We start from the raw sequence: 16,336 nt of genomic DNA on the forward strand, positions 1-16,336 counted from the left end.
AGATCACAACATTAAATTCACTATTGATATTATTACCAGTAAGTTTTGATAACTTGAAGTGATATTTAACAAAAACACAACAAAGCTCGAATTATGCGTCAAAAGATTGGTTGGGTTTAATCCCTAGGTAGGAAACGAAGTGAATAACAAGAGGCAAATGAAACGATCAACAAAGGTAAGATGAACGAAAAGTGTCACGAGGAACGAATCTGAGAACGTGCTATCAGCGATGTGTAGCCGTTCTCAAACGATAGGGAGAAGTGAGGTTTTCTTAGAACCAACGTTCCATTGAAGATTTGTCTAACTGACGGAATGCACGATTCAGAATGATCGCCAACTCCTTATAACGAGGGCGTGGCTTCACTGGCTCTAACGCAAAACCCGTTTCAGTGATCTTCTCATGCAGCTCGCGGTACCACGATACTAACGCTGGCGGAAGTTGTGTATTTGAGCGGTTACCTAACCACCACATGCCTTGAAGTGGCAAACTAATAGCAAACAAAGCCATAACCACGGCTTGTGGCATCGCTTGATAATTATTAAAGACCATTTGCGTAAGAACGCTGATAGCAGCTATCGCGGGCATCACCTTTACACCAAAGCGCGTCGCCTTAATGATGCGTTGCTCAGGGAAAATAGCGTTTAACTCTTTTCGAACAGGCCAGAGATCCATGTACTTTTGGCCATCTTTTAAACTGCTAGCTAAACCAACTCTATTGCTCATATGAGTCTCCCATTAAAAAAAAGTTGAAATCATCAACTAAAAACACAAAAATTTGACGAAAAATAATATTCTTTCAAATTTTTTTGTTATATTTGCACAATATCGCTATTATTTGCAGACCTCAATCTCATTGTTGCCCTTATTTACAATTTAAGCAACTTTGAGAAGACTTCTGCAAGGAATGCACAAGCCTCTTTTTTTGAAAAAGTGCGCTTTCACTTTATACGGAAATTAACGTTTTTTTGACCAAGGTTAGTACGCAAGCTACCGTGCTTCGTCTATTCTTGAGATTAATTTTCATCCTTAACTGATTTCGATCAGAAAAATTAACAGGTAGTCATTAATGTCTAAGCTAGTTTTAGTTTTAAACTGTGGTAGTTCTTCTCTTAAATTCGCTGTGGTTGATGCAGAAACAGGTGCTGAGCACCTAACTGGTCTTGCTGAGTGTCTGGGTCTTCCAGAAGCTCGTATGAAGTGGAAACTTGATGGCAAGCACGAAGCACAACTAGGCGCGGGCGCAGCTCACGTAGAAGCACTATCTTTCATGGTAGAAACTATTCTTGCTTCTAAGCCTGAGCTTAAAGCTAACCTTGGCGCTATCGGTCACCGTATCGTACACGGTGGCGAGCAGTTCACTTCTTCTGCACTTATCACTGATGAAGTACTTAAGGGTATTCAAGACGCTGCGACTTTCGCACCTCTTCACAACCCAGCTCACCTTATCGGTATCGAAGCGGCTCAACAGAACTTCCCAGGCCTTAAAAACGTTGCTGTATTTGACACTGCGTTCCACCAAACAATGCCTTCTGAGTCTTACCTATACGCTCTACCGTACAACCTGTACAAAGAGCACGGCATCCGTCGTTACGGCATGCACGGTACTTCTCACCTATTCATCACTCGTGAAGTTGCAGGCCTACTAAACAAGCCAGTTGAAGAAGTTAACATCATCAACTGTCACCTAGGTAACGGCGCTTCTGTATGTGCTATCAAGAACGGTCAATCTGTAGATACTTCTATGGGTCTTACTCCTCTTGAAGGTCTTGTAATGGGTACTCGTTGTGGTGACCTAGATCCTGCGATCATCTTCCACCTACACGACGCTCTTGGTTACTCTGTTGAAGAAATCAACAACATGCTAACTAAAGAGTCTGGTCTTGCTGGTCTAACTGAAGTGACTTCTGACTGTCGTTTCGTTGAAGACAACTACGGTGAGAAAGAAGAAGCAACTCGTGCAATGGACGTGTTCTGTCACCGTCTAGCTAAGTACGTAGCTGGTTACACTGCAACTCTAGAAGGTCGTCTAGACGCAATCACTTTCACTGGCGGCATCGGCGAGAACTCTGGCCCAATCCGTGAAATGGTTCTTAACCGCCTAGGCATCTTCGGCATCGAAGTTGACGGTGAAGCTAACCTTAAAGCTCGTTTCGGCGGCGAAGGTACTATCACTACAGCTAACAGCCGTATCCCAGCAATGGTTATCTCTACTAACGAAGAGCTAGTAATTGCTGAAGACACTGCGAAACTAGCAGGTCTTTAATTGATTTTCCTGACTAGCTTCACTCGAAGCTAGTCAGTTTTTCATATCAAGAAAATGGGGCTCAACTTCTATTCCTACCCCAATTTAAATATCGGTGGGAATAGCAGTTGAGCTTTTTTATTTCCAATAGTCAAAGGTGTTCGTCAATGTCACGTACTATTATGCTTATCCCTACAAGCGCTGGTGTTGGTCTTACTAGTGTTAGCATGGGTGTTCTTCGCGCTATGGAGCGTAAGGGCGTAAGTGTTTCTTTCTACAAGCCAATCGCTCAACCTCGCAGCGGTGGTGATCAACCCGATCTAACGTCTACTATTATCAGCGTAAACAGCGACATTAAGATTGGTGAGCCAATCGCAATGACTAAAGCTGAAGCTTTGATCGGTAGCGAAAAAATGGACGTACTTCTTGAGTCTGTTGTTGAGCAATACAACAAGATCAACAAAGACGCAGAAGTAACGCTAATCGAAGGTCTAGTACCTACTCGTAAGCACCCATTTGCTAACCAAGTAAACGCGGAAATCGCGAAGACACTTGGCGCGGAGATCGTATTCGTTGCGACTCCTGGTACTGACAACCCTACGCAACTTAAAGAGCGTATCGAAGTAGCATGTTCTAACTTCGGCGGTACTAAGAACAAAAACATCAAAGGTGTAATCATCAACAAGCTTAACGCTCCTGTTGATGAAGCTGGCCGTACTCGCCCTGACCTATCTGAAATCTTCGACGATGCAGATACAGCTCAGCAAGCGAACCTTGAAGTAATGCAAATCTTCAACTCTAGCCCTATCCGTGTTCTTGGCTGTGTGCCATGGAGCATCGACCTAATCGCAACTCGTGCGGTTGATATGGCTAAGCACCTTAACGCTGAAATCATCAACGAAGGTGAAATCGCAACTCGTCGTATTAAGAGCATCACTTTCTGTGCACGTTCTCTACCACACATGATTGAGCACTTTAAGCCAGGTTCACTGCTAGTAACTTCTGCAGACCGTCCTGACGTTATCGTTGCTGCGGCTCTTGCTGCGAAAAACGGTGTTGAGATTGGCGCAATCCTGCTTACTGGCGGTTACGACATCCCAGAAAGCATTGCTAACCTATGTGCACCAGCATTCGCTTCAGGTCTACCGATCTTCAAAGCGCAAGGTAACACTTGGCAGACGTCTCTAAACCTACAGAGCTTCAACCTAGAAGTTCCTGCAGACGATAAAGAACGTATTGAATTCGTTAACGATCACGTTGCAAGCCACATCGATGGCCCTTGGATTGACTCTCTATCTGAAGGCACTCAAGGCATCCGTCGCCTAAGCCCACCAGCATTCCGTTACCAGCTAACTGAATTCGCTCGTAAAGCGGCTAAGCGCATCGTTCTTCCTGAAGGCGATGAGCCACGTACAGTTAAAGCTGCGGCTATCTGTGCTGAGCGCGGTATCGCGACTTGTGTACTTCTAGGTAACCCAGAAGAAATCCGTCGTGTTGCTGCACAGCAAGGTGTTGAGCTTGGCGCTGGCGTTGAGATCATCGATTCTGCATCAGTTCGTGAAAACTACGTTGCTCGTCTAGTAGAACTTCGTGGCGCTAAAGGTATGACTGAAGTTGTAGCTCGTGAGAAGCTAGAAGATTCAGTATTCCTAGGTACTATGATGCTTGAAGCTGGTGAAGTTGACGGCCTAGTTTCTGGTGCTGTTCACACAACGGCGAACACTATCGTTCCTCCGTTCCAAATCATCAAGACTGCTCCTGATGCTTCTATCGTATCTTCAATCTTCTTCATGCTTCTGCCTGATCAAGTTCTTGTATACGGTGACTGTGCGATCAACCCAGATCCAACAGCTGAACAGCTTGCTGAAATCGCTATCCAATCTGCAGATTCTGCTGCGGCATTCGGTATCGACCCACGCGTTGCTATGATCTCTTACTCTACTGGTGAATCTGGTAAGGGTGCAGACGTAGATAAAGTACGTGAAGCAACTAAGATTGCTCAAGAGAAACGTCCAGATCTAGTGATCGACGGTCCTCTACAGTACGACGCGGCTATCATGGAAAACGTTGCTGCTTCTAAAGCACCAAACTCTCCAGTAGCAGGTAAAGCGACTGTATTCGTATTCCCAGACCTAAACACTGGTAACACGACTTACAAAGCGGTACAGCGTTCAGCTGACCTAGTATCTATCGGTCCAATGCTTCAAGGTATGCGCAAGCCAGTAAATGACTTGTCTCGTGGCGCTCTAGTAGACGATATCGTTTACACAGTAGCTCTAACGGCTATCCAAGCAGACCAAGCAGCTCAAGCTGAAGAAAAAGTAATTAACTAATTTTTCTTTAGTAGAAAGCAAAAACCCTAGATGTATATCTAGGGTTTTTTTATGTCTGGAGCTAGAGCAAAGGAACTACTTGTCAAGCCTAGCCTCGGCCATGTGGCGATTCTAAATCTAACGCGGGTCCTTTAGGGACAACCTGAGTTGGATTAATGCCCGTGTGGCTGTAATAATAGTGACGTTTGATATGGTAAAAATCCGTCGTCTCTTTGATGCCTTCGATCTGGTACAGCTCTTTTAAGTAGCTCTGAATATGGACGTAGTCTGAAATTCGCTGCTTGTTACACTTGAAGTGACCTACATACACAGCATCGAATCGAACCAAAGTCGTAAACAACCGCCAATCCGCTTCTGTAATCTCGTTACCCGCCAGATAACGGTGTTCGCTAAGATGGGCATCCACTTTGTCTAACGCTTCAAATAACGCGTCATACGCTTCTTCATAGGCCTCTTGTGTGGTCGCAAAGCCGGTGCGATAAACGCCGTTATTGATGTTCGGATAGATGTAGTCATTCCATTCATCAATCTTGCTCGCCAATTCCCATGGGTAGTAATCATCGGTGTTGCCTGTTAACTCATTAAATTCTGAATTGAACATGCGGATGATTTCAGACGACTCATTGCTCACGATGGTGTTGGTTTTCTTATCCCATAAAACAGGAACCGTGACTCGACCTGAATAGTCAGGTTTGGCTTGAGTGTAGATTTGGTGCATGCGAGTGTGACCGAACAGAGGCTCAGGCAAGCCCATTTGCCATCCTTCACTCATCATGTCAGGGCAAACCACCGTCACATCAATATGATCGGTCAGGTCTTTCAGTGCACGGAAGATCAGCGTGCGATGCGCCCACGGACAAGCTAACGATACGTATAGGTGGTAACGACCACTTTCTGGCTCAAATTGCGCTCCGGCTTTATTTTCAACCCAGTTGCGAAAGCCCGCATCTTCACGAACGAACTTACCACCGCTTTCTTTGGTGTCGTACCACACATCGTGCCAAACACCTTCAACTAACTTGCCCATATCCAAACCTCTGTGATGCTAACTTTTCTCTAGTATAAAAAAAGCCAACTTTTTCAAAACTAGAAGAAGTTGGCTTAGTTGTTCGAATATTTTGATGAAGCTTGTTGAGCGAACCAATAAGCCTAAGACAAAAAAAGCGCGACTCTAATAACTAGTCGCGCTTAAGCCTGTCACAGGCTGAACCGTTTTAAATAGGCTCTAGACTTGTACGTGCAAGCAAGATACTGCGTGAACGTCATCGCCTTGAATCGTTGGCTTAGTTTGCGCACACGCCTCTGTTGCTTGTGGGCAACGAGTACGGAACACACAACCAGATGGCGGATTGATTGGTGACGGTAGATCACCTTCCAACATCTGAATGGTTTTGCTGCGCTCTAAGCGTGGGTCTGGAATTGGAACTGCAGACATCAACGCTTTGGTGTACGGGTGCTTAGGATCAGAGAACAATGCATCTGATTCGCCAAGTTCCACCGCGTTGCCTAAGTACATCACCAACACGCGGTCAGAAATGTGTTTAACAACCGACAAGTCGTGCGCGATGAATACCAAAGACAAACCTAACTCTTTTTGTAACTCCTTCAGAAGGTTAACTACTTGAGCTTGGATAGATACGTCCAATGCTGAAACTGGCTCATCACAGATGATCATCTTAGGTTTTAAGATAAGAGCACGTGCGATACCGATACGCTGACACTGACCGCCTGAGAACTCATGCGGGTAACGGTTGATTACGTTTGGTAGTAGACCAACCTTTGCCATCATCTCTTTAACTCGGTCCTTCACTTCCTGTTTAGAAAGTTCTGGGTAAAAAGTTTCTAGAGGCTCAGCAATGATGTCGCCAACAGACATACGCGGGTTAAGCGATGCTAGTGGGTCTTGGAAGATCATCTGAATCTCTTTACGAGTTTCACGACGCTGCACTTCCTGCATTTTAGTCAGGTCTTGACCTAACCACATAACTTCGCCGTCTGTCGCTTCAACCAAACCAATGATTGCACGAGCAAATGTCGATTTACCACAACCAGACTCACCTACTACACCTAGCGTTTCTCCTTCGTAAAGATGAATATCAACGCCATCAACAGCTTTCAGGTTTGACGGTTTTGCCCAAGGCCACGCTGATTTAGCTGCGATGCTAAAGTGAACTTTCAGGTCTTTAATATCTAATAATAACTGCTTATCTACACTCATTTTGTCCAAGTCTCCCAGTCAGAAAAACAAGCACGCTGACGGTCATTACCAAATGGCGTCAAAATAGGTGCTTCTTGCTTACAACGGTCCATTACACGGTGACAACGGTCTTGGTAAGGACAGCCTGTTGGCAGGCGAAGTAAGTTTGGTGGATTACCTGGAATAGTCGGTAGAATTTCACCTTCTGTATCCAAACGAGGAATCGCTTTCAATAGACCTTCTGCGTATGGGTGGCTTGGCTCGTAGAAGATTTCATCAACCGTGCCGTACTCCATTGTACGACCAGCGTACATCACAAGTACCTTGTCACATGAACCTGCAACCACACCCAAATCGTGGGTGATCATGATGATTGCCGTGTTGAACTCATCTTTCAATTCGTTCAGCAATTCCATGATTTGCGCTTGAATAGTTACATCCAAAGCGGTTGTTGGTTCATCAGCGATAAGCAATTTAGGACGACACAATAATGCCATTGCGATCATCACACGCTGACGCATACCGCCAGAAAATTCATGTGGATACATAGTGATACGCTTGCGTGCTTCAGGGATTTTAACCGCTTCAAGCATGCGTACTGATTCTTCAAATGCCTCTGCTTTACCCATGCCTTTGTGCAGCATAAGTACTTCCATCAGCTGATCACTTACTTTCATGTAAGGGTTCAGTGATGTCATCGGATCTTGGAAGATCATCGCGATCTGTTCAGCACGAACTTTGTTCAGCTCTTTCTCTGGAAGGTTAAGAATCTCTTTACCTTCAAACTTCGCGCTACCCGAGATGATGCCGTTCTTAGCCAGCAAACCCATGATAGAGAATACAGTTTGTGATTTACCTGAACCTGACTCACCCACGATACCCAGCGTTTCACCTTGGTTGAGTGAGAAGTTCAGATCGTTTACTGCGGTTACGATACCATCTTGCGTGGTAAATTCGACGCGCAGATCTTTGACATCTAATAAGCTCATTATTGCTTCCTTAATCTTTTATAGCTTTTAATTGCTATTTCTTTATCTGTCTTTTGGATCAAGCGCGTCGCGCAGACCATCACCTACGTAGTTAAAGCAGAACAGCGTAACTACCATGAATGCCGCAGGGAATGTCAGTTGCCAAATTGCAACTTCCATTGTTTGCGAACCTTCTTGAAGCAATGCGCCCCAGCTTGTCATAGGCTCTTGAACACCAAGACCAAGGAAAGATAAGAATGATTCTGTAAGGATCATGCTTGGAATAAGCAGCGTAGAGTAAACCGCTACGATACCCAGTACGTTCGGTACGATGTGACGTGTAATGATCTTCCATTTGCTCACACCACATACGTGTGCTGCTTCAATGAACTCTTTACTACGTAAGCTCAGCGTTTGACCACGTACAATACGCGCCATATCTAGCCAAGCAATCGCGCCAATAGCAACGAAGATAAGGATGATGTTACGACCAAAGAATGTTACTAGAACGATAACTAGGAACATGAATGGAACCGCGTACAAGATCTCTAGGATACGCATCATCACTCGGTCAGTACGACCACCGATGAAGCCAGAAGCGGCACCGTAAAGCGTACCAATCAGTACAGCTACGAAGGCACCCATCACACCAACCATCAATGAGATACGGCCACCGATAAGCGTACGAACGTACAAGTCACGGCCTAAGCTATCTGTACCAAACCAGTGATCGGCGTTTGGACCCACGTGCATTGCGTACCAGTCAGTATCATCATAAGTGTACTGAGCTAGCATCGGTAAGAAGATAACCGCCAGTACCATAATAGTAAGGATGAACAGGCTGACCATTGCAGCTTTGTTACGCATGAAACGAATGCGTGCATCCTGCCACAAACTACGACCTTCAATCTCTAAACTCTCAGAGAACTTTTCGATCGCTTCTAAATTTTCTTTTTTCTTCAACATAACCAGTCCCTGTTAGTAGCGAATTTTCGGGTCAATCAGCGCTAGCAAAATATCAACGATTGCGTTGAACAAGATGAATAGGAAACCAATCAAGATGGTTACACCCATTACTAGCGAGTAGTCACGGTTAAACGCGGCGTTAACAAACAGCTTACCGATACCTGGTAGGCCGAAGATGGTTTCAACAACAACTGAACCTGTGATGATACCTACGAACGCAGGGCCCATGTAAGAAACAACAGGCAGCATTGCTGGCTTAAGTGCATGTTTTAGAATGATGTAACGGTAGCTTAGGCCTTTTGCACGTGCAGTTCGGATAAAGTTACTGTTCAATGTTTCAATCATGCTACCGCGAGTAATACGAGCGAAGGTTGCTACGTAAAGAAGAGACATCGCGATAACAGGCAGCACGATGTACATGAATGTACCTCCATGCCAACCACCTGCTGGGAATATGTTCCAGTGCAGGGAGAAAAGGTAAATAAGCGCCGGTGCCAACACGAAGGATGGCATCACCACCCCGAGCATGGCGGTCGACATTATGGTGTAGTCGACCCAGGTATTGTGCTTCAAGGCAGCAATCGTCCCGACGGTGACCCCCATCAATAGTGTGAAGATAAAGGCAACGAAACCTACCTTCGCAGATACTGGAAGTGCAACCGCGATCAGCTCATTTACTGTGTAATCTTGGTATTTAAACGAGGGACCGAAGTCACCTTGTAAGATATTTGTCAAATACGTAGTGTATTGTTCAAATACTGGTTTATCTAAGCCGTATTTAGCTTCGATGTTAGCCATAACTTCTGGCGGTAATGGACGTTCGCTTGAAAACGGGTTACCCGGTGCGAAACGCATGAGAAAGAAAGATATAGTGATCAACACCAACATGGTTGGAATCGCTTCAAATATCCTTTTCATAATGAATTTAAGCATAAACTCACTCTTTCAGTCTGTGACAATTAAAATTAGAAAGACGCTACATGCGCGCCCTGCGCATGTAGTGCCTGTATCGTTATAGTTATATTAACTTTTTAGAATCGAAGCTTATTATTGAGCTTTGATGTATAGGTCTTTCGAGAAGATCTTGTCTTCCGCGTTGTTGATTGGGAAACCACCAACATGCGGGTTAAGTAGACGAGATTTAACGTATTGGTAGATAGGAGCGATTGGCATGTCTTTTGCCATTAGCGCCTCAGCTTCTAGGTAAAGTGCTTTACGCTCTTCTTCTGAAGTTGAGTTAAGTGCTTTATCGATGATTTGATCGTAAGCCGCGCTGTCGTAGTGAACACCACCGGTAGTGTTGTTACTCTTCATTAGCGTTAGGAACGAAGACGCTTCGTTGTAGTCACCACACCAACCAGCACGTGCTACTTCGAAGTCACCAGAATCTTTAGAAGATAGGTACGTTTTCCACTCTTGGTTCTCAAGTGTTACAGAAAGACCCAGTGTTTTCTTCCACATAGAACCTAGCGCTACAGCAATCTTCTTGTGGTTCTCTGAAGTGTTGTAAAGTAGGTTGAATTTAAGTGGGTTGTCTTTACCGTAACCCGCTTCTTCAAGAAGACGTTCCGCTTCTGCGTTACGCTCTTTTTGAGACATCTTACCGTAAGCTGGTAGCTCAGGATCGAAGCCAGCTGTGATTTCAGGCGTTAGGAAGTACGCAGGTTTTTGACCTTGCGCTAGGATAGCACCTGTTACGATATCACGGTCGATTGCGTAAGAGATTGCTTGGCGAACACGAACATCATCAAATGGTGCTTTCTTCGTGTTGAAGATGTAGTAGTAAGTACATAGGTTACCCGCTACAGATACATCTTCCGCGTACTCTTTTTGAAGACGCTTGAAGTGCTCAGTTGGAAGTTCGTTTGTGAAATCGATTTCGCCAGATAGGAAGCGGTTCATTTCCGCTACTTGGTTTTCGATTGGTAGGAAGGTTACTTTATTTAGAACCGTCTTATCGTTGTTCCAGTATTGGTCGTTACGCTTAAGTACTAGACGCTCGTTAACAACCCATTTATCAACAGAGAATGCGCCATTGCCAACAAAGTGCTCTGGCTTAGTCCACTGGTCACCGTATTTTTCAACAGTTGCCTGGTGTACTGGCTTCATTGTTGTGTGGCCCATCATCATTACGAAGTATGGTACCGCTGTTTCTAATTCAACAACAAGCGTGTTTGCATCTACAGCTTTAACGCCTAGCTCACTCTTGTCTTTCTTACCCGCTACGATGTCCTTCGCATTCGCCATCTTGGTATATTCCATGTACCAAGCGTATGGAGAAGCCGTCGCAGGATCGACTGCACGTTTCCAGCTGTATACGAAATCTTCAGCTGTTACAGGATCGCCGTTAGACCATTTTGCGTCTTTACGTAGGTGGAAAGTGAATGTTTTGTTGTCTGTCGTTTCCCAGCTTTCAGCAACACCAGGGATAGTATTACCTTCGCCGTCTTGGTTCACTAGACCTTCAAGGAGATCACGGATTACGTGAGATTCTGGTACACCTTGAGATTTGTGTGGGTCGATAGTCGCAACTTCAGTACCGTTACCGCGAACAAGTTCTTGAACTTTTGCTAATTCTGTACCTGCTGGAACTTCAGCAGCGATAGAAAGAGTAGACGTGGCAGCCACTGCCAAACCAGCACCTAGAAGAAGGGCCTGAGTGATTTTATTCTTGTACATTTAATAAACTCCAAGTTTTCCGTATTGCATCCATGACTTCTTTGCTAGGTTCACTGAACGGCAGTGATTTAGATTTATTTAGCTCAAAATTTAAGCATAAAAATCTAAAACCTTACAAAGATTGAGGCACACACTATCAACCATTGAAGTAATTTGCCATAAACAAGTCGCAAAAAATCGGATAATTCTCCGAATTACTTAAGGTAATAGTGTAAATCTCTAATAAAAACCTAATGAATAGTGAGTTACACATAAGGATTAATTAAAAAACAGCCTTTAGTGTTGATGTATCTGTATTGATACTTTTTTTTAGCATCTTATGCTAGAACACCGCCAGCAAATTAACATTAATGCCACATGAAATCTAATTGCACATCACATATCCCCTAAATAGACTCCACTATTTGTGAGGGTTATCACTTTATACAAAACAGCATAATGCACTGCACCAAAACGGAAAATTCGATGCACTAATTCAGACAAAACTGATGGTTGAATTTATATGCAACAGCAGTGATTAACAATTTATTGAAGCGCTGGATGTTTATAAATTAATTGGTGGCGGGTACAAAAAAACCGACCTAAGTGGTCGGCTTTTGACTGTCTCATATATAAATGAGTAAATGTTGAAGCAACATCACTTTAAGAGAAATTACTTCTCCCAGCGCTCTGCTGCTTTTGCATCTGAATCGCGAGAATCGACCCAACGAGTCGCCTCGGTGGTACGTTCTTTTTTCCAAAACGGCGCTTTGGTTTTCAGGAAGTCCATAACAAACTCACAAGCTTCAAAGGCAGCACCTCGGTGCGCACTTGATACACCAACGTAAACAATCTGGTCACCGATATCTAAGTCACCAACTCGGTGAATCACTCGCATCTTCTGGATAGGCCAGCGCGCTTCAGCTTGATCACAAATCTCGCTCAACGACTTTTCTGTCATACCCGGGTAGTGCTCAAGAGACAAACCAATCACGTTATCGCCGAGGTTCATGTCGCGAACTTTACCTACGAACGTCACAATCGCTCCGGCAGCTGTACCTTGAGCCAAGTAGCCGTATTCGTCGCCTACAGAGAAATCCTCTGCTGTCACTAATACTCTTGGATCCATGCTTAGCCTCCAGTGACAGGTGGGAAGAAAGCCACTTCGTCGCCGTCTTTCACTTCAGTCGTCAAAGGTACGATTGATTGGTTAAGCGCAGCTAGAAGCTTGCCCTCTTCCAAAGCGATATCCCATTTGCCTTCTTGTGCTACAAGGTGGCTGCGAATCGCTTCAATCGTCTTGAACTGTGCATCAACTTCAACGCTGTCCACACCAACAAGTTCACGAGTTTGAGCAAAGAAAAGAACTGTAATCATGATTCCACCTTAAAGTGACCAGATTTACCACCCGTCTTCTCTAACAGGCGTACATTCTCGATAACAATGTCTTTCTGAACAGCTTTACACATATCGTAAATCGTTAACGCAGCAACAGAAGCAGCCGTTAGCGCTTCCATTTCTACGCCAGTCTTACCAGCAAGCTTACAAACAGATTCGATGCGAACCTTGTTTTCAGACTCGATAGCTTCAAGCTGCACTTCTACTTTGGTTAATAGTAGAGGGTGACACAGTGGAATCAGATCCCACGTCTTTTTAGCCGCTTGAATACCAGCAATACGTGCCGTTGCGAAAACATCACCTTTATGGTGGCTACCAGAAACAATCAGCTCTAGTGTTTCAGCAGACATTTTTACGAAAGCTTCCGCTCTCGCTTCGCGTACTGTCTCAGCTTTAGCCGATACATCGACCATGTTTGCTTCGCCAGACGCGTTAATGTGTGTAAATTGGCTCATACTCAAACCACCTTATACAGAAAGGTGTGGCATGAAGTTACAAGGGCGGTGGCTAGCGTCCATCTGTTGCTTGATGATCTTAGTCCAACCAGTGCGACAAGCACCTGTAGAACCTGGCATCGCAAAGATTACTGTGTGGTTAGCAAAGCCTGCAATCGCACGAGATTGAATTGTCGATGTACCGATCTCTTCGTAAGATACTTGACGGAATAGCTCACCAAAGCCTTCTACTTCTTTGTCGAATAGTGGCTTAAGCGCTTCAGGCGTGCTGTCACGAGAAGTAAATCCAGTACCGCCCGTGATCATGATCGCTTGTACGCTTTCATCAGCGATCCACTTAGATACGATCGCACGGATCTTGTACATGTCGTCGATAACGATTTGCTTATCAACAACGTTGTGACCCGCTTCTTTAGCATGCTCAGCTAGATAACCACCTGACGTGTCATTTTCTTCTGTACGCGTATCTGAAACCGTTAGTACTGCGATGTTTGCTGCTTGGAATTTGCTTTCTGCGTGACCCATTTGTTCACCTATATAAATTTTTCAATTATGAGGGTGTGTTGACCTTTCGTGATTAAATTTTGTTCGAGATAAAAGCGTTTTAATCGCGGCGAGGGGGAAGTAGCCTAGTCATTCTAAGCAAATCTCCCTCAACAAAGAGTAAAACGCTTTTAGCCGAACCCTTCGGGCAGCGTTTGCTGGTCATTTCTACTACGTTATCGGCTTCTCATGTAGGCTAGCTACACATCAAAGCCTCTGCCTTGTATAAATACCCAGCAACTCGCTGCAAAAATCAGCTCGAAAGAGCAACACGCCCTAGACTGATTCGCCCAGCCTAAAGAAGCTGAGCGATAAAATGCTTTAGAGTATATAGCGGATTAACCGCCGATTGACGCCAAGTTTGGAGTCATGCCGCTGTTGCCATCATGTAAGAAGTGACTAACGGACTTGGTTTGAAGCTGAGCCTGAATTCGATCAATGAGCTCTTGCTCTTGTTGATCTTCTTGAATCAGATCTCTCAGTTCAACACCGTGGTCGCCAAACAGACATAGGTGAAGTTTACCGGTCGCAGAAACACGCAGGCGGTTACAACTCTCACAAAAGTCTTTCTCGTAAGGCATGATCAAACCAATTTCACCCTTGTAGTCTGGGTGGACAAACACTTGTGCAGGCCCATCATTCACGGCTTTGACTTTTAACAGCCAACCGTTAGCAATAAGCTGGTTGCGAATCGCAACGCCCGATACATGGTGTTTATCAAACAACTCGTCCATCTCGCCGGTTTTCATCAGCTCGATAAAACGTAATTGAATAGGTTTGTCTTTGATCCAATTAAGGAAGGCTGGTAATTCCTGACTGTTGAGGTCTTTCATCAATACAACGTTGACTTTGACTTGTTCATAGCCAACCTCAAACGCTTTATCAATACCTCGCATAACCTCAGTAAACTTATTCTCACCAGTGATCTGATGGAACATACGTGAATCTAAGCTATCCACGCTCACGTTTATATGGGTTAAACCAGCATCACGCCACTGCCCTACTTGTTTCTCCATGCGATAGCCGTTCGTTGTCGTGGCTACTTTTTCGATGCCTGGAGTAGAAGCAACGGTATGTATGATTTCAGGAAAGTCTTTACGCAGACTCGGCTCTCCGCCTGTAATGCGGATCTTTGAGGTACCACAATCTGCAAACGCTTTTACAACGCGTTTGATCTCGGGAACACTTAAAAAAGACGAGTTTTTTTGCCCTGACGGTTTATAACCATCCGGCAAGCAGTAAGTACATTTAAAGTTACAGACGTCTGTAACCGACAAGCGCAAGTAATAAAACTTGCGATGGAATCTATCTTCGAATTGTTGCGCCACGGAACACCTTTCCAAACACGGGAGGCATAATCATTTCCAATTAAGCCCTTGTGACAACATGTCACTGGCTCTTGATGCGTATCGGTACAGCAAATACCACTGTGCGACTTAGCATGCGAGAGCTCGGAGTTATGGCAACCGCACGTTATATTCATACATGCAGTAGCTGAGTAATAAAATACTTAATATTTGTACGTGAATCTAGCTCTGATGGTAAAAAACGGGTCACATCGGCAAAAAAAACGTATCAAACGCTCAAAATAACTCTTGTTGAGTATATAGCGAGAAGCATTTACCCTAAATTATAGTTGGTAATAATCTAACAAGAACAAAAAATGAATATTTACTCTTCAAAGAAAGTCGTAGCAATCGGTGGAGGCCATGGCTTAGGTCGTATGCTTGCTGCACTAAAAGACTTTGGTAACAACGCAACTGGCATTGTTGCAACAACGGATAATGGCGGTTCAACCGGACGAATTCGAGACTGCCAAGGTGGTATTGCTTGGGGCGATACACGCAACTGTATCAACCAATTGATCACTGAACCTTCAATCAGCTCGATGATGTTTGAATACCGCTTTCGCGGCCAAGGCGAACTCGATGGTCATAACCTGGGTAACCTGATGCTCACTGCATTGGACAACCTCTCCGTTCGTCCACTAGAAGCGATTAACCTAATTCGAAATATGCTTAAGGTCGACGTTAATATCGTGCCAATGACCGAGCACCCTTCTGACCTCACAGCCCTATCCATGGACGGCCGCTGGGTAACTGGCGAAACCAACGTTGATGACATGACAGAAAAACTGCGCATGATGGACTTATCGCCAGAAGTGCCAGCAACCAAAGAAGCCGTAGCTGCGGTGGAAGAAGCAGACTGTATTGTGCTTGGCCCTGGCAGCTTTTTAACCAGTGTGATGCCTCCGCTGCTGCTGCCAGAAATTGGTAAAGCCATCGCTGGAAACACCAAGGCAAAAGTTATCTTCGTTGAAAACCTGTCTCCAGAACACGGTCCGGCAGGAAAAATGACGCTTCAAGAGCAATTGGGTTGGTGTGAACGTACCTGCAAAGCACGTAAGATAGACGTCGTACTAGGTAATGAACCGCATCCAGAACTAGAGGGCCAATGGAATTGTGTGACCACGGATCTTGCATCTGCAAATCGTGATTGGCGACACGACCGAGTGAAGCTCCAACAAGCAATCGAAGCTCAGTTGGCTTAGTTTATAAGTTCAACTATCAGAAAA

15 protein-coding genes and 1 riboswitch are annotated in these 16,336 nt (G+C 44.7%); of the genes, 3 read left to right on the top strand and 12 right to left on the bottom strand.

Annotation, left to right across the window (positions count from 1 at the left end; all coding sequences use genetic code 11):
- Nucleotides 1–271: 271 nt before the first annotated feature.
- Nucleotides 272–724, bottom strand: coding sequence for a DUF412 domain-containing protein (locus L0992_10975; protein XGB66241.1), 453 nt, complete (start codon nucleotides 722–724; stop codon nucleotides 272–274).
- A 343-nt stretch (nucleotides 725–1,067) separates the two neighbouring features.
- On the opposite strand from L0992_10975, the gene L0992_10980 reads away from it, so the two are divergent.
- Both L0992_10980 and pta read left to right on the top strand, forming a co-directional pair.
- Nucleotides 1,068–2,264 (top strand): acetate kinase, encoded by a 1,197-nt coding sequence (locus L0992_10980; GenBank protein ID XGB66242.1) that lies wholly within the window; start codon nucleotides 1,068–1,070, stop codon nucleotides 2,262–2,264.
- Nucleotides 2,265–2,410: 146 nt separating this feature from the next.
- Entirely contained in the window at nucleotides 2,411–4,576 is a 2,166-nt protein-coding gene (gene pta, locus L0992_10985) for a phosphate acetyltransferase (GenBank protein ID XGB66243.1), read from the top strand.
- Between the two features lie 88 nt (nucleotides 4,577–4,664).
- On the opposite strand, the gene L0992_10990 is transcribed toward pta, so the two are convergent.
- The 11 genes from L0992_10990 to moaA form a co-directional block, all read right to left on the bottom strand.
- A complete protein-coding gene (locus L0992_10990) occupies nucleotides 4,665–5,603 on the bottom strand; it encodes a glutathione S-transferase family protein (GenBank protein ID XGB66244.1) in 939 nt (312 codons plus the stop codon).
- Between the two features lie 198 nt (nucleotides 5,604–5,801).
- Nucleotides 5,802–6,794 carry a murein tripeptide/oligopeptide ABC transporter ATP binding protein OppF gene (gene oppF, locus L0992_10995; protein XGB66245.1) on the bottom strand — a complete coding sequence of 331 codons (993 nt, stop codon included), beginning with the start codon at nucleotides 6,792–6,794 and terminating at the stop codon, nucleotides 5,802–5,804.
- Nucleotides 6,791–7,762 (bottom strand): ABC transporter ATP-binding protein, encoded by a 972-nt coding sequence (locus L0992_11000; protein XGB66246.1) that lies wholly within the window; start codon nucleotides 7,760–7,762, stop codon nucleotides 6,791–6,793. Before L0992_11000 ends, oppF begins: the two co-directional genes overlap by 4 nt.
- A 42-nt stretch (nucleotides 7,763–7,804) precedes the next feature.
- Complete coding sequence (gene oppC / locus L0992_11005) at nucleotides 7,805–8,707, bottom strand: oligopeptide ABC transporter permease OppC (GenBank protein ID XGB66247.1); 903 nt, start codon at nucleotides 8,705–8,707, stop codon at nucleotides 7,805–7,807.
- Nucleotides 8,708–8,719: 12 nt separating this feature from the next.
- Nucleotides 8,720–9,640 carry an oligopeptide ABC transporter permease OppB gene (gene oppB / locus L0992_11010; GenBank protein ID XGB66248.1) on the bottom strand — a complete coding sequence of 307 codons (921 nt, stop codon included), beginning with the start codon at nucleotides 9,638–9,640 and terminating at the stop codon, nucleotides 8,720–8,722.
- A gap of 114 nt (nucleotides 9,641–9,754) precedes the next feature.
- Nucleotides 9,755–11,386 carry an ABC transporter substrate-binding protein gene (locus L0992_11015; protein ID XGB66249.1) on the bottom strand — a complete coding sequence of 544 codons (1,632 nt, stop codon included), beginning with the start codon at nucleotides 11,384–11,386 and terminating at the stop codon, nucleotides 9,755–9,757.
- A gap of 652 nt (nucleotides 11,387–12,038) precedes the next feature.
- Nucleotides 12,039–12,494, bottom strand: a complete 456-nt coding sequence (gene moaE, locus L0992_11020) for a molybdopterin synthase catalytic subunit MoaE (protein XGB66250.1) — start codon at nucleotides 12,492–12,494, stop codon at nucleotides 12,039–12,041.
- Between the two features lie 2 nt (nucleotides 12,495–12,496).
- Nucleotides 12,497–12,742, bottom strand: coding sequence for a molybdopterin synthase sulfur carrier subunit (gene moaD, locus L0992_11025; GenBank protein XGB66251.1), 246 nt, complete (start codon nucleotides 12,740–12,742; stop codon nucleotides 12,497–12,499).
- Entirely contained in the window at nucleotides 12,739–13,218 is a 480-nt protein-coding gene (gene moaC, locus L0992_11030; GenBank protein XGB66252.1) for a cyclic pyranopterin monophosphate synthase MoaC, read from the bottom strand. The genes moaD and moaC overlap by 4 nt, the downstream gene beginning before the upstream one ends.
- 12 nt (nucleotides 13,219–13,230) lie before the next feature.
- Nucleotides 13,231–13,743 carry a molybdenum cofactor biosynthesis protein B gene (gene moaB / locus L0992_11035; GenBank protein ID XGB66253.1) on the bottom strand — a complete coding sequence of 171 codons (513 nt, stop codon included), beginning with the start codon at nucleotides 13,741–13,743 and terminating at the stop codon, nucleotides 13,231–13,233.
- A 356-nt stretch (nucleotides 13,744–14,099) separates the two neighbouring features.
- On the bottom strand, nucleotides 14,100–15,089 hold the full coding sequence (gene moaA / locus L0992_11040) for a GTP 3',8-cyclase MoaA (protein XGB66254.1): 990 nt from the start codon (nucleotides 15,087–15,089) through the stop codon (nucleotides 14,100–14,102).
- Nucleotides 15,078–15,230, bottom strand: a riboswitch (molybdenum cofactor riboswitch). (Overlaps the previous gene by 12 nt.)
- A 194-nt stretch (nucleotides 15,231–15,424) precedes the next feature.
- Here moaA and L0992_11045 point away from each other — a divergent pair.
- The gene (locus L0992_11045) at nucleotides 15,425–16,312 is read left to right on the top strand and encodes a YvcK family protein (protein ID XGB66255.1); all 888 of its coding nucleotides are present in this window, start codon (nucleotides 15,425–15,427) and stop codon (nucleotides 16,310–16,312) included.
- The last annotated feature ends 24 nt before the right edge of the window (nucleotides 16,313–16,336 follow it).

The sequence above is a fragment of the Vibrio pomeroyi genome, assembly GCA_041879425.1.
GTDB lineage: Bacteria > Pseudomonadota > Gammaproteobacteria > Enterobacterales > Vibrionaceae > Vibrio > Vibrio pomeroyi_A.

What these genes read in the sequence shown, in the direction of transcription:
- L0992_10975 (XGB66241.1), bottom strand. Translation starts at nt 724, where the DNA reads ATGAGCAATAGAGTTGGTTTAGCTAGCAGTTTAAAAGATGGCCAAAAG.
- L0992_10980 (XGB66242.1), top strand. Translation starts at nt 1,068, where the DNA reads ATGTCTAAGCTAGTTTTAGTTTTAAACTGTGGTAGTTCTTCTCTTAAA.
- pta (XGB66243.1), top strand. Translation starts at nt 2,411, where the DNA reads ATGTCACGTACTATTATGCTTATCCCTACAAGCGCTGGTGTTGGTCTT.
- L0992_10990 (XGB66244.1), bottom strand. Translation starts at nt 5,603, where the DNA reads ATGGGCAAGTTAGTTGAAGGTGTTTGGCACGATGTGTGGTACGACACC.
- oppF (XGB66245.1), bottom strand. Translation starts at nt 6,794, where the DNA reads ATGAGTGTAGATAAGCAGTTATTATTAGATATTAAAGACCTGAAAGTT.
- L0992_11000 (XGB66246.1), bottom strand. Translation starts at nt 7,762, where the DNA reads ATGAGCTTATTAGATGTCAAAGATCTGCGCGTCGAATTTACCACGCAA.
- oppC (XGB66247.1), bottom strand. Translation starts at nt 8,707, where the DNA reads ATGTTGAAGAAAAAAGAAAATTTAGAAGCGATCGAAAAGTTCTCTGAG.
- oppB (XGB66248.1), bottom strand. Translation starts at nt 9,640, where the DNA reads ATGCTTAAATTCATTATGAAAAGGATATTTGAAGCGATTCCAACCATG.
- L0992_11015 (XGB66249.1), bottom strand. Translation starts at nt 11,386, where the DNA reads ATGTACAAGAATAAAATCACTCAGGCCCTTCTTCTAGGTGCTGGTTTG.
- moaE (XGB66250.1), bottom strand. Translation starts at nt 12,494, where the DNA reads ATGGATCCAAGAGTATTAGTGACAGCAGAGGATTTCTCTGTAGGCGAC.
- moaD (XGB66251.1), bottom strand. Translation starts at nt 12,742, where the DNA reads ATGATTACAGTTCTTTTCTTTGCTCAAACTCGTGAACTTGTTGGTGTG.
- moaC (XGB66252.1), bottom strand. Translation starts at nt 13,218, where the DNA reads ATGAGCCAATTTACACACATTAACGCGTCTGGCGAAGCAAACATGGTC.
- moaB (XGB66253.1), bottom strand. Translation starts at nt 13,743, where the DNA reads ATGGGTCACGCAGAAAGCAAATTCCAAGCAGCAAACATCGCAGTACTA.
- L0992_11045 (XGB66255.1), top strand. Translation starts at nt 15,425, where the DNA reads ATGAATATTTACTCTTCAAAGAAAGTCGTAGCAATCGGTGGAGGCCAT.